The organism is Dyella terrae (assembly GCF_004322705.1).
Lineage (GTDB): Bacteria > Pseudomonadota > Gammaproteobacteria > Xanthomonadales > Rhodanobacteraceae > Dyella_D > Dyella_D terrae.
In genome coordinates this window covers 1,004,119-1,020,790 of record NZ_SIZZ01000002.1, presented here as the reverse complement: position 1 = coordinate 1,020,790, position 16,672 = coordinate 1,004,119, and the positions used below count along the sequence as shown (strand labels likewise).

The following is a 16,672-nucleotide window of genomic DNA, read 5'->3' as shown; positions in this document are numbered from 1 at the left end:
ACCGCCCTTGCGTATCGCCTGACATGGGTCCGTAAGTTGACGGACCGCGCAACGCTACGAGCGTCGCTGCACCAGCGTCAATGCCGTTGTCACATCGAACAAATGCGGGCATCGAATCGAAAGAACGGCGCGGATTTCACCGGATAACCACGCCATGGCACGCAGCAACCTGCGTGAGTCCTTTCGCCCGCTTAAGTCGACTGAAAGGTGGCACGGCCCGAACGATTCGAACCGAATTTCGAATCACGTCCCCAACGACACGCAAGGCATGGCAACGATTTCCCTGAATGCAGGTGCGCTGCAGGTCACACTCTCGCCGCAATATTCAAAGGCGATATTCTGCGAATGGACGTCCATTTCGATGACTGGCCATCGGCGAGCCTGATCGATTCAAATAAATGCGCGCTAAATGATCCCGCGCAAATCGTCATCACACGGACAAAAAGAAAGGCGCCATGGGGCGCCTTTCTTTTCATCAACCTTGCGTTGCCGTCAAAGCATGCCGGTTTCGAGCTTGGCGATATCCGACATCATGGAATGGTTCCACGGCGGATCGAACACCAGGTCGACGTCGGCATCGATGATCGTCGGGATGAGTTCGAGCTTGGTGCGCACATCGTCGACCAGGATGTCACCCATGCCACAGCCCGGCGCGGTCAGGGTCATCTTCACATAGACCTTGCGAGCGCCTTCGTCGCTGTCGCTGCCGTCGGGTGCGGCCTTTTCAAGGCTTACGTCATAGACCAGGCCCAGCTCCACCACGTTGACCGGAATCTCCGGATCGAACACGGTGCGCAGCTGCGACCAAACGAGCTTTTCGACGTCGGCGTCGGTGGCGTCGGCGGGGAGTTCGATCGGCGGCGGGGGCTCCTTGCCCAGCGCATCGGCGTCATTGCCCGCGATGCGGAAGAGGTTGCCTTCCACATACACGGTGAAGCTGCCGCCCAGCGCCTGGGTGATGTAACCGATCTGCCCGGCAGGCAGGGTCACGGTCTCGCCCTGCGGGACCATCACGGCCTCGCAGTCCCGCTCCAGGGTGAAGGGTTCGCTACTAAGACTGAAACCACTCATGCCTATCCGCCGAATCTCATCGCGCCCGGGGATTCACCGGGCCAAGCTGTCTATTATGCCGCTGACAGGGTCCGACCGGGACCCACGCACGGCTACGTAGTGCCAGATCAGGCCGGCACGGATCGATCTCAAGGGCCGGCCTACCGCCCGATGGCGCTATGATCGGGGTTTACCCGCGGGAACCCTTCGTGCCAGCCCAGCTTTGTTTCGTTTTCGCCCCATGAGCGCACGTAACCCGCTTGTCGTCCTGTTCTCCGTCTTCAGCGCCCTCATGCTGGGCATGGCGGCAGGCGCCGTGTGGATGCTGCCCACGCTCTATATGCAGCGCCCCCTGCCTTTTCTCGCCATCCCGTTTGGCTGGATGCTCGGACGCGCGATCCGCAGCTGGATCCGCCCGGATCGCCAGGGCGCCACCGTCCTCGCCATCCTGGCCACGATGCTGGCCTGTGCTTATGTGGGTGTGCTTACTTCGGCGGCCCGGATCGCCGGCAGCATGGGGCTGGGGCTGGTGGATGCCATGAAGACGGCCGGATTTGGCCTGCTGTGGCAGCTGACCCGGCTTAACTGGTCCGGGCAGGACTGGGTGTGGTTTTGCGCGGGCGTAGCGCTCGCCGCCGTCGCGGCCGGACGGCCGGCACGCCAACGCTCGCAAGCCGGCTAACGCTTGCCATGCCGTCATGCCGGCGAAAGCCGGCATCCACCAAGTATCGCGGTGAACGCCCTGGATGCCGGCTTTCGCCGGCATGACGACGTTAGAGCGGGCAGCCTGTCTGAACGACGCTAGCCATCCACGCCCTTCAACTCCGTCACCAGCTGCCCTGCCGCAGCCTGCCCATCGCCATAAAGCATCCGGGCGTTATCTGCGTAGAACAGCGCATTCTCGATGCCGGCGAAACCCGTGCCTTTGCCTCGCTTCACCACGATGACCTGTCTGGCGTTGGCGACATCGAGGATCGGCATGCCGTAGATCGGTGACGTCGGATCCGTCTTCGCCAGCGGATTCACCACGTCATTGGCGCCGATCACCAACACCACGTCCGTCGTCGGAAACTCAGGATTGATGTCTTCCATGTCCACGATGAGGTCGTAGGGAACGCCGGCTTCCGCGAGCAGCACGTTCATGTGACCGGGCATGCGCCCCGCCACTGGATGGATGGCGAATTTCACCTTCACCCCGCGTGCAATCAGCAGCTGCGCGAACTCCCACACTTTGTGCTGCGCCTGGGCCACGGCCATGCCGTAACCCGGCACGATCACCACGCGCTCGGCATACGCCATCATCACCGCCGCGTCCGCCGCTTCGATCGGCTTCTGGCTGCCGCCGATCTCCTGCGCCGTACCGCCGCCGGCTCCGAAATTGCCGAACAGCACATTGCCCAGCGACCGGTTCATGGCCTTGGCCATCAGCTGCGTGAGCAAGGTACCGGCGGCACCCACCACGGTACCGGCGATGATCATCGCCTCGTTCTGCAGGACAAAACCTTCGAAGGCCACGGCCAATCCGGTGAACGCGTTGTACAGCGATATCACCACCGGCATGTCGGCACCGCCGATCGGCAGCGTCATCATCAGGCCGAACAAAAGCGCCAGCACGAAAAACGCCACGATGAGGGGCGAGGTCAGCTGCCCCGTCACCAGCATCACGCCGATGACCACGGCAGCGGCAAGGACGGCCATGTTCACGGCGCGCTGGCCCGGGAACACGAAGCGTCTGTCCAGCCAACCCTGGAGTTTGGCGAAGGCGATGAGCGATCCGGAGAAGCTCACGGCGCCGATCAACGCACCCAGCACGGCCAGCGACAGCTGCGCGGTATCCGGCCCCGCCCCGTCGGCGGTGAAGGTTCCCCCGTCGAGCAGGGTCACGGCACTGGCACTGAAGCCAAACAGCTCGGCCGCGCCGATGGCCGCGGCTGCGCCACCGCCCATGCCGTTGTAGAGCGCCACCATCTGCGGCATATCAGTCATCGCCACCCGGCGACCAGACCACCAGGCCGCCGCGACGCCAATGACCACGGCGGCGAGGATCAGCCCACGGTTATGCATGTCCGGCAGGGCAAACGTGGCCAGAACCGCCAGCAACATGCCTACGCCCGCCCACACGATGCCGCCCTGCGCGGTGCGCGGCGAACTCATGCGTTTGAGACCCAGGATGAACAGCAGTGCGGCGAGGAAGTAACAGGCTTTGATCAACGTCGGCAACCAGGCCATCACTTAGCCTCCCGGTTGCCGGCAGGTTTGCTGGACTTGAACATCTCCAGCATGCGCTCGGTCACCACGTAACCGCCGGCGGCATTGCCCGCCCCCAGCAGCACGCCGATGAAGCCAATCGCAATTTCCAACGACGTTTGCGCATGCCCTAGCGCAACCATGGCGCCAACCAGCACAATTCCGTGTACGAAGTTTGAACCTGACATCAGCGGTGTGTGCAGGATAACCGGCACTCTCGCGATGATTTCATAGCCGGTAAAAGCGGCCAGCATGAAGATGTAAAGCGCCAGGAACCCGTCGATCATGACCCCTCCCTGCCATAACACCGTTGTAGGCGCATCATACGGTTGCAGGTCAACCCGTGCGAGCCTGCCGCGTTGATGCGTGGAGTCACCACCATGGAGTCCGCGGATGAGCGCTCCGACGAGGCGGACGTCCCCGCCGTGAACAGCGTCGTATCCACGCTGGACGCCGAACTGCTGACCGAAGACACCCGGGCGGTTCCCGCGTCCATGAACGAATTCCTGGCCCAGGTGGAACGCCGCGCGTTCCGCATGGCCGAGCTCAACCTCGGGCACCGCGAGGATGCCCTGGACGCGGTCCAGGACGCCATGCTGCGCCTGGTCCGCAATTACGGCGACAAGCCGGCCCAGGAATGGACCCCGCTGTTTTGGGGGATCCTGCGCCGACGCATCGTCGATCTGCAGCGTCGCCGAAAGGTACGCTCGATCGTGGTGGGATGGCTGGGTGGCGGCCGGGACGATGACGGCGACGAAATGCCCAGCTGGGACCCGGCTGATACCGGACCCGGCCCGCTGGACCGGCTGCAGGATGCCCAGTCGTACGCGGATATGGCAGCCGCGGTGAAGAAACTGCCTCAACGCCAGCGCGAAGCGTTCATGCTGCGTGTTCTGGAGGGCCTGGATGTCGCTGAAACGGCACGGGCCATGGGATGTTCCGAAGGAAGTGTGAAAACCCATCTGTCGCGCGCCATGCACAGTCTGCGCGACCAATTGGAGGAATGGCGATGAGTTCGCCCGACAACAACCTGGAACGCCGCGCCCGCGCGCTGTACCGCGAGGCCAGTCGTCAGATCGACCCGGTCACCGCCGGCCGCCTCCGTGCGGCCCGTCGCGCCGCCCTGGCCGTCGCCACGCCGCCTGCGGTCACGCGCATGACGCGCCTGCTGGTGCCGGCCGGCGCCTTTGCCGCCGTGGCCTTCGCCGCACTTATGTTCTTCGCCCCGATGCGCGGCGATCTCCCTAACCGTGCCCAGGGTACGGAGCAGACCGAACAGGACGACCTGCCGCCGGATGTCTCGAGCATCGACCCCAGCATGGTCCAGAACCTCGATTTCTACGATTGGCTGGCAACCAACGACAGTACGCAGGCGAGCCGCTGATCCATGCGTCTGATGCGTTGCGTACACGCTTTGTTCCTGATGGCCTTGCTCGCCGGCGCCACGTCGCCGGCCTTTGCCCAGCAGATGCCGCCCCCGCCGCCTCCGCCAGGCATGGGACCCCCGCCGGGGCCGCCCCCGGGCCCGCCGCCGGCGCCGCGATCCTGGAGCCAGCTGACACCGTCCGAGCGTGAAGTCCTCGCGCCCTTGCAGCAGGAATGGGACACGTTTCCTCCTCAGCGCCAGTCGCGCATGCTCCAGCGCGCGCAGGAGTGGAATGCCCTTCCGCCGGATGAACGGCAGAAGGTGCGGGACCGCCTCGAACAGTGGCAGAAGATGACGCCGGAACAGCGCGAGGAAGCGCGGAAGAACATGCGCAAGTTCCAGAACCTGACGCCGGAACAGCGCCAGCAACTGCACGCCGCATTCCAGCGTTTCCAGCAACTGCCGCCCGAACAGCGCCAGCAACTGATGCGCGAGTTCCGCCAGCAGAATGGCATGCCTCCACCGCCGCACGGTGGCATGGGGCCGCCGCCGGGCATGGGGCCGGGCGGGCGTCCGCCACCGCCGCCGCGTCGCTGAATCGAAAACGGGCCGCATCGCGGCCCGTTTGCTTATCCGACGAAGCGCGGCTCAGGCGTGCGACTGGCCGTCGCGGGTCACGCAGGACTTCGCCACCAGTTCGTCCCCGAAGTCGGGCGATAACGCACCGTCCTTCACCAGCAACTCAAGGAAGTTGTACACGTTTCGCGCATACATCTCCGAAGCATGCAGGGGCGCGCCGGCTGGCAGGTTCAGCGGGCCAAGGATGGTCACGCCGCCGTGTTCCGAGCGCTCGCCGGGGCGTGTCAGTTCGCAGTTGCCACCGCCTTCGGCGGCGAGATCCACGATCAATGCGCCGGGCTTCATGACGGCGACCATGGCTTCGGTCACGATCTTCGGCGAAGGACGTCCCGGCACCGCCGCCGTCGTCACCAGCACGTCGACGCCCTTGAGATGATCGGCCAGGGCCTGTTGCTGCGCCTGGCGCTCTTCGGCCGACAACTCACGCGCGTAACCACCGCTGCCTGCCGCGCTGACGCCGAGGTCCAGGAACTTCGCTCCGAGCGATTCCACCTGCTCGCGCGTTTCCGGGCGCACGTCATAACCTTCCGTCTGTGCACCCAGGCGCCGCGCCGTGGCAATGGCCTGCAAACCCGCCACGCCCGCGCCGATCACCAGCACTTTGGACGGCCGGATGGTGCCGGCCGCAGTCGTCAGCATGGGAAAGAACTTTGGCGAGTTTTCCGCTGCAATCAGCATGGCGCGATAGCCCGCGACCGCCGCCTGCGAACTGAGCACGTCCATCGCTTGCGCACGCGTCGTGCGCGGAAGAAGTTCCAACGCGAAGCCGGTCAGCTTGCGACGCGCCATCGCCGACAGGCGCGCGGCGGCACCGTAGGGACGAAGCTGGCCCACGACCACCGTCGCTTCGCGCAGCCTGGCCCACACGCTGTCATCAGGCGGCAGTACGCACGCCAGCACATCGGCCTGAGCGAGCACGGCATCCGCGTCAGCGAAGTCCGCATCGGCGTAGGAAATATCTGGAAATCCAGCGCTGTCCCCGGCGCCTCGTTCGAGCAAAACCCGGATCCCCTTGGCATGCAGCTTCTTCGCCACTTCCGGTGTGATCGCCACGCGGCGCTCGCCGGCAGCGGTTTCTCGCAATGCAGCCACGGTGATCGGCATCGTGCATCCCCTGCGGATAGGTCTCCGCATCATAGAGCCAGCGACGGCGGACCGGGCAAGGCCTCTTGCGCGCAGGCCTGTGGATAGGGTTAGACTGGCCCACCGCCGGCAACCCGCTGCTGTCAAGCGGCCGATTGCCACGGGGTCCCGTAACGGAGGCCCCATGTCTCGTAGTGTTATTGCTGATCCGCTGCTCGAACTGGCCCGACAGGCCCGCGAAAAAGCCTACGCACCCTATTCCCGATTCCTGGTCGGCGCCGCGCTGCAAACGCGCGACGGCCGTCAGTTCCTTGGCTGCAACGTCGAGAACGCGTCCTATGGGCTGTGCAATTGTGCCGAACGCACCGCGCTGTTCTCCGCCATTGCCGCCGGATATCGCCCCGGCGATTTTGTCCGCCTCGCGGTCATTGGCGACACGCCCACACCCATCAGCCCCTGCGGTGCCTGCCGCCAGGTGATGTCCGAACTGTGCGATCCGGACATGCCGGTGCTGCTGACCAACCTGCAAGGCGATCTGCAGGAAACCTCGATCGACGAACTGCTGCCGGGCTCCTTCACGCTGCCGCTCAAGGCCTGAGGACGCGTTTCCATTCGCCTCTGCGACGCGCGAGGGGTAGCATGGCCGCTTTGCCTTGCATCGGAAGCCCCATGTCCCCTGCGCTCTCGCCGCTCCTCAACCGCTACTCCGTTCCATCGCGCCAGCTCGGCGAGCCCGGACCCGGGAGCGATCAGTTGCGTGAGCTGCTGGAAGCGGCCATCCGCGTGCCGGACCACGGCAAGCTCGTGCCGTTCCGGATGATCCTGCTGGAAGGCAACGACAAACTGCAGTTTGGCGAACGCCTGGCGGCATTGTCGCTCGCGAAAAACCCGGACCTTCCCGATTCCAAGCGCGAGAAGGAACGCACCCGCTACACCTACGCGCCGCTCGTCGTCATCGTTGTCGCCCGCGTGGACGTCACCAGCAAGGTGCCGGAGATCGAGCAGAAACTCAGCGCCGGCTGTGTCGCTTACAACCTGCTGCTTGGTGCCAAGGCGCTTGGTTACGGTGCGCAGTGGCTGACCGGCTGGGCCGCGTACGACCACGATGTCGCCGCCATGCTGCACCTGTCCGGCAACGAACACGTGATCGGCTTCGTCCACATCGGCACGCCGCAGATCGATGTCCCCGATCGCGACCGTCCTGCCCTAGACGACCTGGTCTCGACATGGCAAGCGTGAGTCCCTCAGCCGTCCATCTCGTCGACGGCAGTCTCTACGTCTTCCGTGCCTGGCATTCGATGCCGGATGAATTCACCGATGCCGATGGCCATCCGGTCAACGCGGTGCACGGCTTCACGCGATTCCTGTGCGAACTGCTTGAGCGCGTGAAACCCGAGCACATCGCGGTCGCCTTCGACGCGTCGCTCACAACGTCGTTCCGCAATGCGATCTATCCGGCCTACAAGGCCAATCGCGAACTGCCGCCGCCCGACCTGGAGCGCCAGTTCGTGCTGTGCCGCGAAATCGCCGAGGCGCTGGGCATCCCCGTGCTGATCGACCACAGCTTCGAAGCCGACGATCTGATCGGCAGCAGCCTGTGGAGCCTGCGCGGGCACGGTTTCCGCAGCGTCATCGTGTCGGCGGACAAGGATTTCGGCCAGCTGCTCGGCGACGACGACGAACAGTGGGATTACGCGCGTGGCCTGCGCTGGGGGCCCGCCGGCGTGCATGAAAAACTCGGCGTGCATCCGCACCAGGTGGCTGACTACCTGGCCCTGTGCGGCGATGCCGTCGACAACATCCCCGGCGTGCCCGGCATCGGCGCGAAAACCGCGGCCGCGTTGCTATCGCATTTCGGCAGTCTGGATGCCCTGCTCGAACGCGTGGAAGAAGTGCCTTTCCTGCGCCTGCGTGGCGCGGCGTCCTGCGCGGCGAAGTTGCGCGAACACGGCGAACTGGCACTGCTCTATCGACGCCTCACCCGCATTGCCCTCGACGCCCCGGTGCCGCCCCATGCGGATGCCTGCCTGCGCCAGGCCGGCGACAGCGCCCGCATCGACGAGCTGTGCGGACGCCTGCGATTTGGCCCGCTGACGCGCACGCGCCTGCGTGCGCTCGTGGACTGATCGCCACCCTCACGCGCGGCGTGCCATCATCGACGTCATGCAGGGTGTCCCCGGCCAATTCGATCACCCGCACGACTCGGCGGAGTTTCGCCTTCCCGCCCATCGGGAAGGCATCGAACTGTATCGCGCCCACATCGTGCGCCATGCCTTCGAGCCGCATATGCATGACGGCTTTGGCCTGGGTGCGATCGAAACGGGGGCGGAACGATTTCGTTACCGCGGCGCCGACCATCTGGCGCCACCCGAATCACTGGTGCTGATGAACCCCGAAGAGGTGCACACCGGCCGCGCCGAAACGGAAGGCGGCTGGTTTTATCAGATGGTGTACATCGATCGCACGGCTGTGGAGACCCTCACGGGTGAGCAGGCGTGGTGGTTCACGGATGCCGTGCGCGAAGACGCCGCATCCGCGAAGCGCGTGACACAGCTCCTCAGCGCGCTGTGGCAGGCGCCCGAACCCCTGGCCTTCGACAGCCTGATGTTTTCACTGCTGCAGGAAGTGCGTCGCCATGCGCATGTGGCCGACCCGGCGCGCAACCATGCCAACGCGCGCTTTGCGCCGGTGATCGAGTATCTGCGCGCCCACTTCGCCCAACGCCTCACGCTGGATGAGCTGGCCACGGTCGCGGATCTGAGTCCTTCGCATTTCCTGCGCCAGTTTCAGCAACAGCACCACGTGACGCCACAGCAACTGCTGATGGCCATGCGCCTGTCGGAAGCCAAACGCCTGCTCACCCGCGGTGAAGCACCGGCCAGCGTGGCGGCAGCGACGGGCCTCACCGACCAGGCCCATCTCACCCGCGCCTTCGCGCATCGCTACGGCGTCACCCCGGCGCGCTATCAGCGCCAGGTCCTCGCGCGCTGACCGCACAGCAATCTCGTACAAGACGGCCGTGCGCTCGTGCGGCACGCTAGGCCCATGTTCAAAGGCATTCTCTACGCACTGATCGCCGGCCTGATGTGGGGGCTGGTCTTCGTCGGGCCCTTGCTGGTTCCGGAATACCCGGCTGCCCTGCAATCGGTGGGACGCTACGTCGCCTTCGGCCTGATCGCGCTGCCGCTGGCATGGCTGGACCGCAAGGCGCTTCGCCAGCTCACGCGCAGTGACTGGCTCGAGGCGGCGAAACTCGCCCTGGTCGGCAACCTCCTCTATTACCTGTTCCTTGCCAGCGCCATCCAACGTGCCGGCGCGCCCGTGCCGACCATGATCATCGGCACCTTGCCGGTGGTTATCGCGATCAGCGCCAACCTGCGCAACGCCGGGCGCGATGGACGCCTGCCCTGGCTGAGGCTGGTGCCGTCGCTGCTGCTGATTGCCGCCGGCATCGCCTGCGTGAATCAGGCTGAGCTCGGCGCCCTGCGCCACGATGCCGATGCCGACCTCGGTCGCTATGCCTGGGGTGCATGGCTGGCCTTTGGCGGCGTCGTTTGCTGGACCTGGTACCCGCTGCGCAATGCCGACTGGCTTCGTGCCCATCCCGGGCGACGCCCACGCACATGGGCCACGGCCCAGGGGCTGGTGACGCTTCCCATGGCGCTGCTGGGCTACGCCTTGCTGTGGCTGATCATGGGGGTGCGCCACGAGCCATTCGCGATGCCATTTGGCCCGCGCCCGGCCGTATTCATCGGCCTGATGCTGGCGATCGGCCTGTTTGCATCATGGTTGGGCACGCTGTGCTGGAACGAAGCGAGCCAGCGGTTGCCGACCGCCATCGTCGGGCAGCTGATCGTCTTCGAAACGCTGGCTGCGCTGAGTTATGCCTTCCTGCTGCGTGGTCAGGCGCCAGGTGCGCTGTCCCTGCTTGGCGTGGCGTCGCTGGTGTGCGGCGTGCTCTGGGCGGTTCGCATAAAGCCGGTGCCGGTTGAACGCAAGCTCGCCGAACCGGCCACCGTCACCGACCAGTTGTAGGTGTCACACGCGACCGGCACCATGGCGCCATTGCCCATTGCCGACGGAACGCCATGACCGCCCAGTCACCGTACATTCCCGCTGACGTCCATGAGCCGGTGGAAACCCTGTACGAAGGGCGCTGGCTGAGCCTGCGCAAGCGCGGTCGCTGGGAGTTCGCCGAACGCAATAATCCCGGCGGTGCCGTGATCATCCTGGCCGTGACGCCGGACGACAACGTGCTGTTCGTGGAGCAATACCGCGTCTCGATCCTTCGCAACACCATCGAAATGCCCGCGGGCCTCGTCGGCGACGAGCACGACCATCACGACGAAAGCGCCCTGCTCGCCGCGCAACGCGAGCTCGAGGAAGAAACCGGCTATCGCTGCGCCAGCGTGGAATTCGTCCACGAAGGTCCGTCGTCATCGGGCATGAGCACGGAGATGATCACCTTCGTGCGCGCCTGGGACCTCCAGAAGGTCGGCCCCGGCGGCGGCGACGAAAGCGAGAACATCGTCGTCCATGAAGTGCCGCGCCGGGACGCGGGTCGCTGGTTGTTCGATCGCGCTGCCGAAGGCTATTCGATCGACCCCAAGCTGTTCGCTGGCCTGTGGTTCATCGAGCACACCGAGCTGCGTCGCCGCTTACCCGGAGGCTGATGCCCATCGCGCTTCGGCAGCCGCGCCGGAGGCTGTGTCGATGAGATGCGGTCGCGGGGCCACCCAGGTGGGCTGCGCCCGGCACAGGCTGCGCAGTTCCTGATAGGAACTCAATCGCTCGGCAAGCCACTCCTGCATCTTCGGACCAAACAGGCCGTCGACCTTCGGGTCGGACTGACGCACATGCCCGTGGATAGCGTCCTTCTTCCAGGGTTCGTGTTCGAGGTTGGCCACCGATTGCCGGTTCGCACCATCGAGCACGGCATCCTCGGGCAGGTCCAGGAACGCGCACAGTCGCGCCCATTCCACGTCGGGCTGGCGAACCATGTCTTCGAGGAAAACGATGTGGTGCGAAGGATGGTTCGCATACATGCGATGCACCTCCACCGCATGATTCCACCGCCGCGCCCAGAGCACCGCGCCGCCACCGAAGGCCGCGTCGTTCTCGAATCGAAGGTGGGCGTCGATCACCGAGGCAAGCACGTCCTCGCCGCGGCGGATGACATGCACAAACTTCGCATCGGGCTGGAGCTGCTCGATCTCGGGGATGTAAAGCAGGTGGTTGGGGGTTTTCTCAATCCACATGCTGCGCCCGGCGTCATCGGCCGCGCGATCCAGCAGGGAGAGAAACTGACGGCCCAGGGTGTCTTCGTGCAGCCCCAGGCGCCCCTGGAAGCGCTGGCCGGTGAGCTGCACATGCAGGGCGACGACCAGTTCACGAACCTGTCGGCGGCCCAGACCCAGCCGCTGGCGCAATCGAGGGCGCGGCAGCCGGACGCCGGCATCCCCCCAGCGCCAGGAAAGATTTCCGTACAGCTGCTCGAAAAACGCCGTCTCCGGCAACGTGTATACGGCCGGATGGCGAGCAAGCAAAGACTGGACGATCGTAGTTCCTGAACGTGGGCAACCCACGACAAACGTACGCCGCATGGCGATCTCCCTGGCAACGGCCCCCGGCCGGTTGACGTGGACAACGCGTGAAGACTACCCCGCGTTGACCATTTCGTCAGCTTCGCGCAAGGAATATTTCAATATTCGTGACCTGGGACGTCGCCGGAGCCAGATCGGCGATGTTTTACCCGGCTGCAAAGACGCGCCGACGCGAAAATGAACCGTTGCACTCGCCCTGCCGGGCGCCACGCTAAAGAAATCCCCCGGAACGCCGATCCAGTGAACGTCGTCACTTACCCGTTCTCTGGATTGGATACCCACCCATGAAGACTCTCTTTGCGGCCGCCGTGCTGCTGCTCGCCCCGGTTGCCTCCCACGCCGCCTGCTCCGCTGCGGACTTCTCGATCGAAGGCTTCAAGATGAAAGCCACCGGCAACGGCGCCGGCCAGCGCCTGAGCCTCGCCGGCCAGCTGGTCAACCATTGCAAGGAACCGGCGGCAGCCCAGGTTCGCATCGAAGCCAAGGACGCCTCCGGCAAGGTGCTGCAGACCAAGCAGGCATGGCCGGCCGGCACGGCCAACATCAGCCCCGGCCAGACCGCCGACTTCGACCTGGGTCGCCTGTTCCGCTACGAAAGCGACGTGCAGGACTTCACCGTCAGCGTCGCTGACGTGCGTACCTGGTAAGACGCAGCTGCCACGGATGTGAGAAAGGGCCCCTTGCGGGGCCCTTTTCTTTTGCAAGAAACCCACTCCGCCACCACACAATGTTGCAGCTGGAAGCCGGACTCTACGGGCATGACGGTGTTTTTGAGAACGTGCGGTGCAAGCCGTGCGTGGTCGCCCATGGATGCCCGCTTTCGCGGGCATGACGACGTGGGAGTGTGAGGCGACCACCGTGTGCGATCGCCACTGGGTGCCAGCCTGCGCAGGCATGACGGCGTTTTTTGGATGTGCGGTGCAAACCGTGCGTGGTCGCCCATGGATTATTCGCTGCGCTCACCACTTCGAGGCCGACGTTCGGTCGTTCCCCACCCCGCTTTCGGCGGTGGGGCGGATAGCCAACGGTCGGACGTTAGTTGGCCCCACCGGTGATTACTTGAGCCTGCGTGTCCCGTGAGACGCGTATCTAACGTGAGCGCGCACCCCGCTTTCAGGCCATTTTCTTTGGGTTACTTTTATTTTGGGCCAGCAAAAGAAAAGTGACTCGGCCGGCGGCAGCCGGTCGAAACGCCCGCTGCGTAAGCGGCCCGGTCGCGGTATCGCACAGATGAGCGTGGCCGCCCCTGGATACCGGCTTTCGCCGGCATGACGACGTGAGAGTGTGAGGTGGCAACCGTGTGTGGTCGCCACTGGGTGCCTGCCTGCGCAGGCATGACAGTGTGCTTGGGGCGTGCGGTTAAAACCCGACGTGGTCGCGTGTGGATGGCGGCTTTCGCCGCCATGACGACCTTGGGGGAATGTGGCGACAACTACGCCTGGTCGCACATGGATTATTCGCCGCGCTCACCCCTTAAGAGTCGATGCCCGGCCATTCTCCGCCCCGCTTTCAGCGGTGGGGCGGATAGCCAGCAGTCGGACGTTAGTTGGCCTCAGCGGTGATCACTTGAGCCTGCGTGTCCCGTGAGACACGTATCTAACGCAAGCGCACCCCCGGGCTCTTGGGCCATTTTCTTTGGGTTACTTTTATTTTGGGCCAGCAAAAGAAAAGTGACTCGGCCGGCGGCAGCCGGTCGAAACGCCCGCTGCGTAAGCGGCCCGACCGCGGTATCGCACAGATGAGCGTGATAGCCCCCGGATGCCGGCTTTCGCCGGCATCACGACGTGAGAGTGTGGAGCGATAACCGTGTGTGGTCGCCACTGGGTGCCTGCCTGCGCAGGCATGACGATGTTCTTAGGGTGCGGTGCGAACCGTGCGTAATCGCCCTGGATGCCGGCTTTCGCCGGCATGACGACGTGAGAGTGTGGAGCGATAACCGTACGTGATCGCCACTGCGTACCAGCCCTCGCAGGCATGACAACTTGGGAGGATCGAGGCTACAAGCCCCCGCCAACCAAGCTACGCGCGCAACCTCAATGCAACACAAACATCCGGTCAAACCCCGCCACGCGCAACGTCCCGCGCAACTCGCTTCCCGCATTGACGATGCGGATCTCCGAGCGCTCGCCACCCGCATGTTCGCGGAGCAACAGCAGCATGCCCAGGGCGGAGCTGTCCATGCTCGTCACGTCGCCCAGATCCACCACGTAACTGCGCGCCGCACGGCTACCCAGGCAAGCATCGTGAAAATCACGATGAACGGAGAAGTCGAAACGCTCACCCAGTTGCAAGGTGACGCAGTCCTGCTCGGTGTCGTGATGAATGGTGAGGCTCATGCGTGCAATTCCTGCAATAAGGGGTCGATCAGAACAGCTCGATGTCGCCGGCGTCCATGGAGTTCTGCAGCGCGGGACCGCGCGAACGCAGGCGCGCCTTCTCGCGCTGGACGGCGAGGCGACCGCGGATGCGCTGCGCATGTTCGGTGAGCGTCACCGCGTCGACGTCGGACACAGTCAGCTCTTCGATATCGCGCGTGCAATCGGCCGTCACTTCCTGCAACTCCACCAGCCGCGTGCGCGTCTGGTTCAGCAGCTGGCTGAGGATGTCTTCGAACTGCAGCGAGCGGATCGTGGTCGACACGTCGCTGCCCAGGCCGCGATTGATTTCCACCACCTGGTCGGCCACGGCGCTGGTGCGCGCGTCGCTCTCCGTCACGTGCGCCAGCATCGCATCGATGCCACCCTTGGCCGACAGCGCGACGTTGAGGTCCTGCGATGCCATCGTGCCCACCAGGCCACGCAGCTGCTCCATCGCGGCGCGGGCGCGCTCCACGTGGCTGCCGATCTGTTCGTTGAACTGGTTCGAGTTGCTGGCCAGGTTGCGGATTTCGCCCGCCACCACCGAGAAGCCACGGCCGGCCTCACCCGCACGCGCCGCTTCAATGGAAGCGTTCAGCGCCAGCAAGTTGGTTTCCTCGGCAATGGTGTTGACGTTCTTCAGGAGGCCGAAGACCGCATCCATCTCCTTGGCCATGCCGTCGATGCGATACACGATGCGCAGGCTTTCACGCGACAGCTGCACGATCAGGCCCACGAAGTGCTCGAGCAAATCGCCCGTGCGCGCAGCGAAGTCCTGCACCGACACGCCGCCGTTCTGCACATCGATGATCTGCTTGAGCAGGGACTGCTGCAGGCCGGTCTTGTGCGACAGGCCATCGAAGCCGCCGCCCAGCTCAAGCACGGCATCGCGCAGGAGATCCAGCGCCTGATTCAGTTCACGCGAGGCGTGGCCAAGCTCGTCCACCAGCGCTTCGCGCACGTCTTCGAGCGCCTCGCGCACGGGCGTCGTGTCCGGCTGCGGATGCGACACGGTGAGCGTCGGGCCAGGCGCGCGGCGCTGCTCGAAAATCCACATGGCGGTGACCGCCACGATCGCGAGGGGAGCCAGCCACACGGGCTGCCAGAGGAGGCATGCCAGCAGCGCCACCGCACTGACGGCAAGGCCAGCCAGGGGACGCGGAAGAGAGGGGGTGAGGATCGCAGACATAATTCGCCCGGTATCAACGATGAGCGGCGCGCGCAGCGCCGGCGAGAGGGCGACGCGCCAGTTCGAGCAGGCGCGCGGCAATGTTTTCGAGGGGAAGCATTTCGTTGGCAGCGCCCATCTTGTAGGCCGCGCCAGGCATGCCCCAGACCACGGAGCTGGCTTCGTCCTGGACGATGGTTGCCGCACCGGCTTCCTTCAGTTCCAGCAAACCCCGGGCACCGTCATCACCCATGCCGGTGAGCAAGGCGGCGATGACGGTACTGCCGGCCGTCGCTGCCATCGAACGGAACAAGACGTCCACGGCAGGCTTGTGACGATTCACCGGCGGCCCGTTGTGCAGGCGGCACACGTGACGGGCGCCATCCCACATCACCAGCAGATGCTCGCTGCCCGGCGCGATGTACGCGTGCCCGGGCTGAATCGGCTGGCCGTCGCGCGCTTCACACACGCGCATCGCCGAGCAGTTGTCCATGCGGGCTGCAAACGGTGCGCTGAAAGCCGCCGGAATGTGCTGAGTGATCAGGATCGGCGGCGCATCCGGCGGCATTGCCTCGAGTACGACGCGAATGGCCTCCGTACCACCGGTCGACGCACCAATGGCGATGATCGGACTGCCGCCGCGCGTGTCATGCGACTGCGACCGCGGCAGCACCGCATCGGCGGTGAGACGCGGCGCCACTTCGAGCTTGCGCACGGCAGTACGAACACGGGGACGCGCCAGCGCGGCCAGTTTCACCTTGGCGCAGATGTCCTGCGCACCTTCGGCAAAGGTACTGGCCAGGTCGCTGCTCGGCTTGGTGAAGAAGTCCACGGCGCCCAGCTCCAGCGCGCGAAGCGTGACTTCTGCACCCTGCTGGGTAAGCGACGACACCATCACCACCGGCATAGGGCGCAGTCGCATCAGGTTTTCGAGGAACGTGAGGCCGTCCATGCGCGGCATTTCCACGTCGAGCGTGAGCACGTCCGGTTCGAGCTGCTTGATTTTTTCGCGCGCGATCAACGGATCAGCCGCCGTACCCACCACCTCGATCATCGGATCGCAGGACAGCATGGTCGTCAGCAGCTTCCGCACCAGGGCGGAATCATCGATCACTAGCACTCGGACTCGGGACATTCTCGTTCTCGTCTGAAGAGCGGC

At 64.9% G+C, this 16,672-nt stretch carries 19 protein-coding genes; 11 read left to right on the top strand and 8 right to left on the bottom strand.

Going from position 1 to position 16,672, the window contains the following annotated elements; translation table 11 throughout:
* Positions 1-492: 492 nt before the first annotated feature.
* The gene (gene sufT / locus EYV96_RS15330; protein ID WP_131152396.1) at positions 493-1,071 is read right to left on the bottom strand and encodes a putative Fe-S cluster assembly protein SufT; all 579 of its coding nucleotides are present in this window, start codon (positions 1,069-1,071) and stop codon (positions 493-495) included.
* A 220-nt stretch (positions 1,072-1,291) separates the two neighbouring features.
* On the opposite strand from sufT, the gene EYV96_RS15325 reads away from it, so the two are divergent.
* Positions 1,292-1,732, top strand: coding sequence for a hypothetical protein (locus tag EYV96_RS15325; RefSeq protein ID WP_131152395.1), 441 nt, complete (start codon positions 1,292-1,294; stop codon positions 1,730-1,732).
* Between the two features lie 119 nt (positions 1,733-1,851).
* On the opposite strand, the gene EYV96_RS15320 is transcribed toward EYV96_RS15325, so the two are convergent.
* Both EYV96_RS15320 and EYV96_RS15315 read right to left on the bottom strand, forming a co-directional pair.
* Positions 1,852-3,279, bottom strand: coding sequence for an NAD(P)(+) transhydrogenase (Re/Si-specific) subunit beta (locus EYV96_RS15320; RefSeq protein WP_131152394.1), 1,428 nt, complete (start codon positions 3,277-3,279; stop codon positions 1,852-1,854).
* Positions 3,279-3,584 (bottom strand): NAD(P) transhydrogenase subunit alpha part 2, encoded by a 306-nt coding sequence (locus EYV96_RS15315; RefSeq protein ID WP_131152393.1) that lies wholly within the window; start codon positions 3,582-3,584, stop codon positions 3,279-3,281. Before EYV96_RS15315 ends, EYV96_RS15320 begins: the two co-directional genes overlap by 1 nt.
* Positions 3,585-3,677: 93 nt before the next feature.
* Here EYV96_RS15315 and EYV96_RS15310 point away from each other — a divergent pair, with 93 nt between their 5' ends.
* Genes EYV96_RS15310 through EYV96_RS15300 form a run of 3 tightly spaced genes read left to right on the top strand, consistent with a single transcriptional unit; the run spans position 3,678 to position 5,260 of the window.
* Complete coding sequence (locus EYV96_RS15310; RefSeq protein WP_205746173.1) at positions 3,678-4,310, top strand: RNA polymerase sigma factor; 633 nt, start codon at positions 3,678-3,680, stop codon at positions 4,308-4,310.
* On the top strand, positions 4,307-4,681 hold the full coding sequence (locus EYV96_RS15305; RefSeq protein WP_131152392.1) for a hypothetical protein: 375 nt from the start codon (positions 4,307-4,309) through the stop codon (positions 4,679-4,681). The genes EYV96_RS15310 and EYV96_RS15305 overlap by 4 nt, the downstream gene beginning before the upstream one ends.
* Positions 4,682-4,684: 3 nt before the next feature.
* Positions 4,685-5,260: a DUF3106 domain-containing protein gene (locus EYV96_RS15300; protein ID WP_131152391.1), complete on the top strand. Its 576-nt coding sequence runs from the start codon at positions 4,685-4,687 to the stop codon at positions 5,258-5,260.
* A gap of 51 nt (positions 5,261-5,311) precedes the next feature.
* On the opposite strand, the gene EYV96_RS15295 is transcribed toward EYV96_RS15300, so the two are convergent.
* Positions 5,312-6,406, bottom strand: a complete 1,095-nt coding sequence (locus EYV96_RS15295; RefSeq protein WP_131152390.1) for an NAD(P) transhydrogenase subunit alpha — start codon at positions 6,404-6,406, stop codon at positions 5,312-5,314.
* Between the two features lie 163 nt (positions 6,407-6,569).
* On the opposite strand from EYV96_RS15295, the gene cdd reads away from it, so the two are divergent.
* The 6 genes from cdd to EYV96_RS15265 all read left to right on the top strand — a co-directional run bounded on the left by cdd (position 6,570) and on the right by EYV96_RS15265 (position 11,058).
* The gene (cdd, locus tag EYV96_RS15290; protein WP_131152389.1) at positions 6,570-6,983 is read left to right on the top strand and encodes a cytidine deaminase; all 414 of its coding nucleotides are present in this window, start codon (positions 6,570-6,572) and stop codon (positions 6,981-6,983) included.
* 71 nt (positions 6,984-7,054) lie between these two features.
* Entirely contained in the window at positions 7,055-7,624 is a 570-nt protein-coding gene (locus tag EYV96_RS15285) for a nitroreductase family protein (protein WP_131152388.1), read from the top strand.
* Positions 7,621-8,511 (top strand): 5'-3' exonuclease, encoded by an 891-nt coding sequence (locus EYV96_RS15280; protein ID WP_425478741.1) that lies wholly within the window; start codon positions 7,621-7,623, stop codon positions 8,509-8,511. The genes EYV96_RS15285 and EYV96_RS15280 overlap by 4 nt, the downstream gene beginning before the upstream one ends.
* Positions 8,495-9,376: an AraC family transcriptional regulator gene (locus tag EYV96_RS15275; RefSeq protein WP_240732598.1), complete on the top strand. Its 882-nt coding sequence runs from the start codon at positions 8,495-8,497 to the stop codon at positions 9,374-9,376. Before EYV96_RS15280 ends, EYV96_RS15275 begins: the two co-directional genes overlap by 17 nt.
* A 54-nt stretch (positions 9,377-9,430) precedes the next feature.
* Positions 9,431-10,420 (top strand): DMT family transporter, encoded by a 990-nt coding sequence (locus tag EYV96_RS15270; protein WP_131152386.1) that lies wholly within the window; start codon positions 9,431-9,433, stop codon positions 10,418-10,420.
* A gap of 53 nt (positions 10,421-10,473) precedes the next feature.
* Positions 10,474-11,058: an NUDIX hydrolase gene (locus EYV96_RS15265; protein WP_131152385.1), complete on the top strand. Its 585-nt coding sequence runs from the start codon at positions 10,474-10,476 to the stop codon at positions 11,056-11,058.
* On the opposite strand, the gene EYV96_RS15260 is transcribed toward EYV96_RS15265, so the two are convergent.
* Positions 11,044-11,988: a sulfotransferase family protein gene (locus EYV96_RS15260; RefSeq protein ID WP_131152384.1), complete on the bottom strand. Its 945-nt coding sequence runs from the start codon at positions 11,986-11,988 to the stop codon at positions 11,044-11,046. The two genes, EYV96_RS15265 and EYV96_RS15260, sit on opposite strands and share 15 nt — an antisense overlap.
* A gap of 284 nt (positions 11,989-12,272) precedes the next feature.
* Here EYV96_RS15260 and EYV96_RS15250 point away from each other — a divergent pair, with 284 nt between their 5' ends.
* Positions 12,273-12,635 (top strand): hypothetical protein, encoded by a 363-nt coding sequence (locus tag EYV96_RS15250; protein WP_131152382.1) that lies wholly within the window; start codon positions 12,273-12,275, stop codon positions 12,633-12,635.
* 1,386 nt (positions 12,636-14,021) lie between these two features.
* On the opposite strand, the gene EYV96_RS15245 is transcribed toward EYV96_RS15250, so the two are convergent.
* The 3 genes from EYV96_RS15245 to EYV96_RS15235 are packed head-to-tail and all read right to left on the bottom strand — an operon-like array spanning position 14,022 to position 16,648.
* The gene (locus EYV96_RS15245) at positions 14,022-14,324 is read right to left on the bottom strand and encodes an STAS domain-containing protein (RefSeq protein WP_131152381.1); all 303 of its coding nucleotides are present in this window, start codon (positions 14,322-14,324) and stop codon (positions 14,022-14,024) included.
* A gap of 28 nt (positions 14,325-14,352) precedes the next feature.
* A complete protein-coding gene (locus EYV96_RS15240; protein WP_131152380.1) occupies positions 14,353-15,534 on the bottom strand; it encodes a methyl-accepting chemotaxis protein in 1,182 nt (393 codons plus the stop codon).
* 13 nt (positions 15,535-15,547) lie between these two features.
* Positions 15,548-16,648, bottom strand: coding sequence for a protein-glutamate methylesterase/protein-glutamine glutaminase (locus EYV96_RS15235; RefSeq protein WP_131152379.1), 1,101 nt, complete (start codon positions 16,646-16,648; stop codon positions 15,548-15,550).
* Positions 16,649-16,672: the final 24 nt, after the last annotated feature.

Excerpts from the sequence above, each read along its gene's own strand:
- sufT (WP_131152396.1), bottom strand. The coding sequence starts at position 1,071 with ATGAGTGGTTTCAGTCTTAGTAGCGAACCCTTCACCCTGGAGCGGGAC.
- EYV96_RS15325 (WP_131152395.1), top strand. The coding sequence starts at position 1,292 with ATGAGCGCACGTAACCCGCTTGTCGTCCTGTTCTCCGTCTTCAGCGCC.
- EYV96_RS15320 (WP_131152394.1), bottom strand. The coding sequence starts at position 3,279 with ATGGCCTGGTTGCCGACGTTGATCAAAGCCTGTTACTTCCTCGCCGCA.
- EYV96_RS15315 (WP_131152393.1), bottom strand. The coding sequence starts at position 3,584 with ATGATCGACGGGTTCCTGGCGCTTTACATCTTCATGCTGGCCGCTTTT.
- EYV96_RS15310 (WP_205746173.1), top strand. The coding sequence starts at position 3,678 with ATGGAGTCCGCGGATGAGCGCTCCGACGAGGCGGACGTCCCCGCCGTG.
- EYV96_RS15305 (WP_131152392.1), top strand. The coding sequence starts at position 4,307 with ATGAGTTCGCCCGACAACAACCTGGAACGCCGCGCCCGCGCGCTGTAC.
- EYV96_RS15300 (WP_131152391.1), top strand. The coding sequence starts at position 4,685 with ATGCGTCTGATGCGTTGCGTACACGCTTTGTTCCTGATGGCCTTGCTC.
- EYV96_RS15295 (WP_131152390.1), bottom strand. The coding sequence starts at position 6,406 with ATGCCGATCACCGTGGCTGCATTGCGAGAAACCGCTGCCGGCGAGCGC.
- cdd (WP_131152389.1), top strand. The coding sequence starts at position 6,570 with ATGTCTCGTAGTGTTATTGCTGATCCGCTGCTCGAACTGGCCCGACAG.
- EYV96_RS15285 (WP_131152388.1), top strand. The coding sequence starts at position 7,055 with ATGTCCCCTGCGCTCTCGCCGCTCCTCAACCGCTACTCCGTTCCATCG.
- EYV96_RS15270 (WP_131152386.1), top strand. The coding sequence starts at position 9,431 with ATGTTCAAAGGCATTCTCTACGCACTGATCGCCGGCCTGATGTGGGGG.
- EYV96_RS15265 (WP_131152385.1), top strand. The coding sequence starts at position 10,474 with ATGACCGCCCAGTCACCGTACATTCCCGCTGACGTCCATGAGCCGGTG.
- EYV96_RS15260 (WP_131152384.1), bottom strand. The coding sequence starts at position 11,988 with ATGCGGCGTACGTTTGTCGTGGGTTGCCCACGTTCAGGAACTACGATC.
- EYV96_RS15250 (WP_131152382.1), top strand. The coding sequence starts at position 12,273 with ATGAAGACTCTCTTTGCGGCCGCCGTGCTGCTGCTCGCCCCGGTTGCC.
- EYV96_RS15245 (WP_131152381.1), bottom strand. The coding sequence starts at position 14,324 with ATGAGCCTCACCATTCATCACGACACCGAGCAGGACTGCGTCACCTTG.
- EYV96_RS15240 (WP_131152380.1), bottom strand. The coding sequence starts at position 15,534 with ATGTCTGCGATCCTCACCCCCTCTCTTCCGCGTCCCCTGGCTGGCCTT.
- EYV96_RS15235 (WP_131152379.1), bottom strand. The coding sequence starts at position 16,648 with ATGTCCCGAGTCCGAGTGCTAGTGATCGATGATTCCGCCCTGGTGCGG.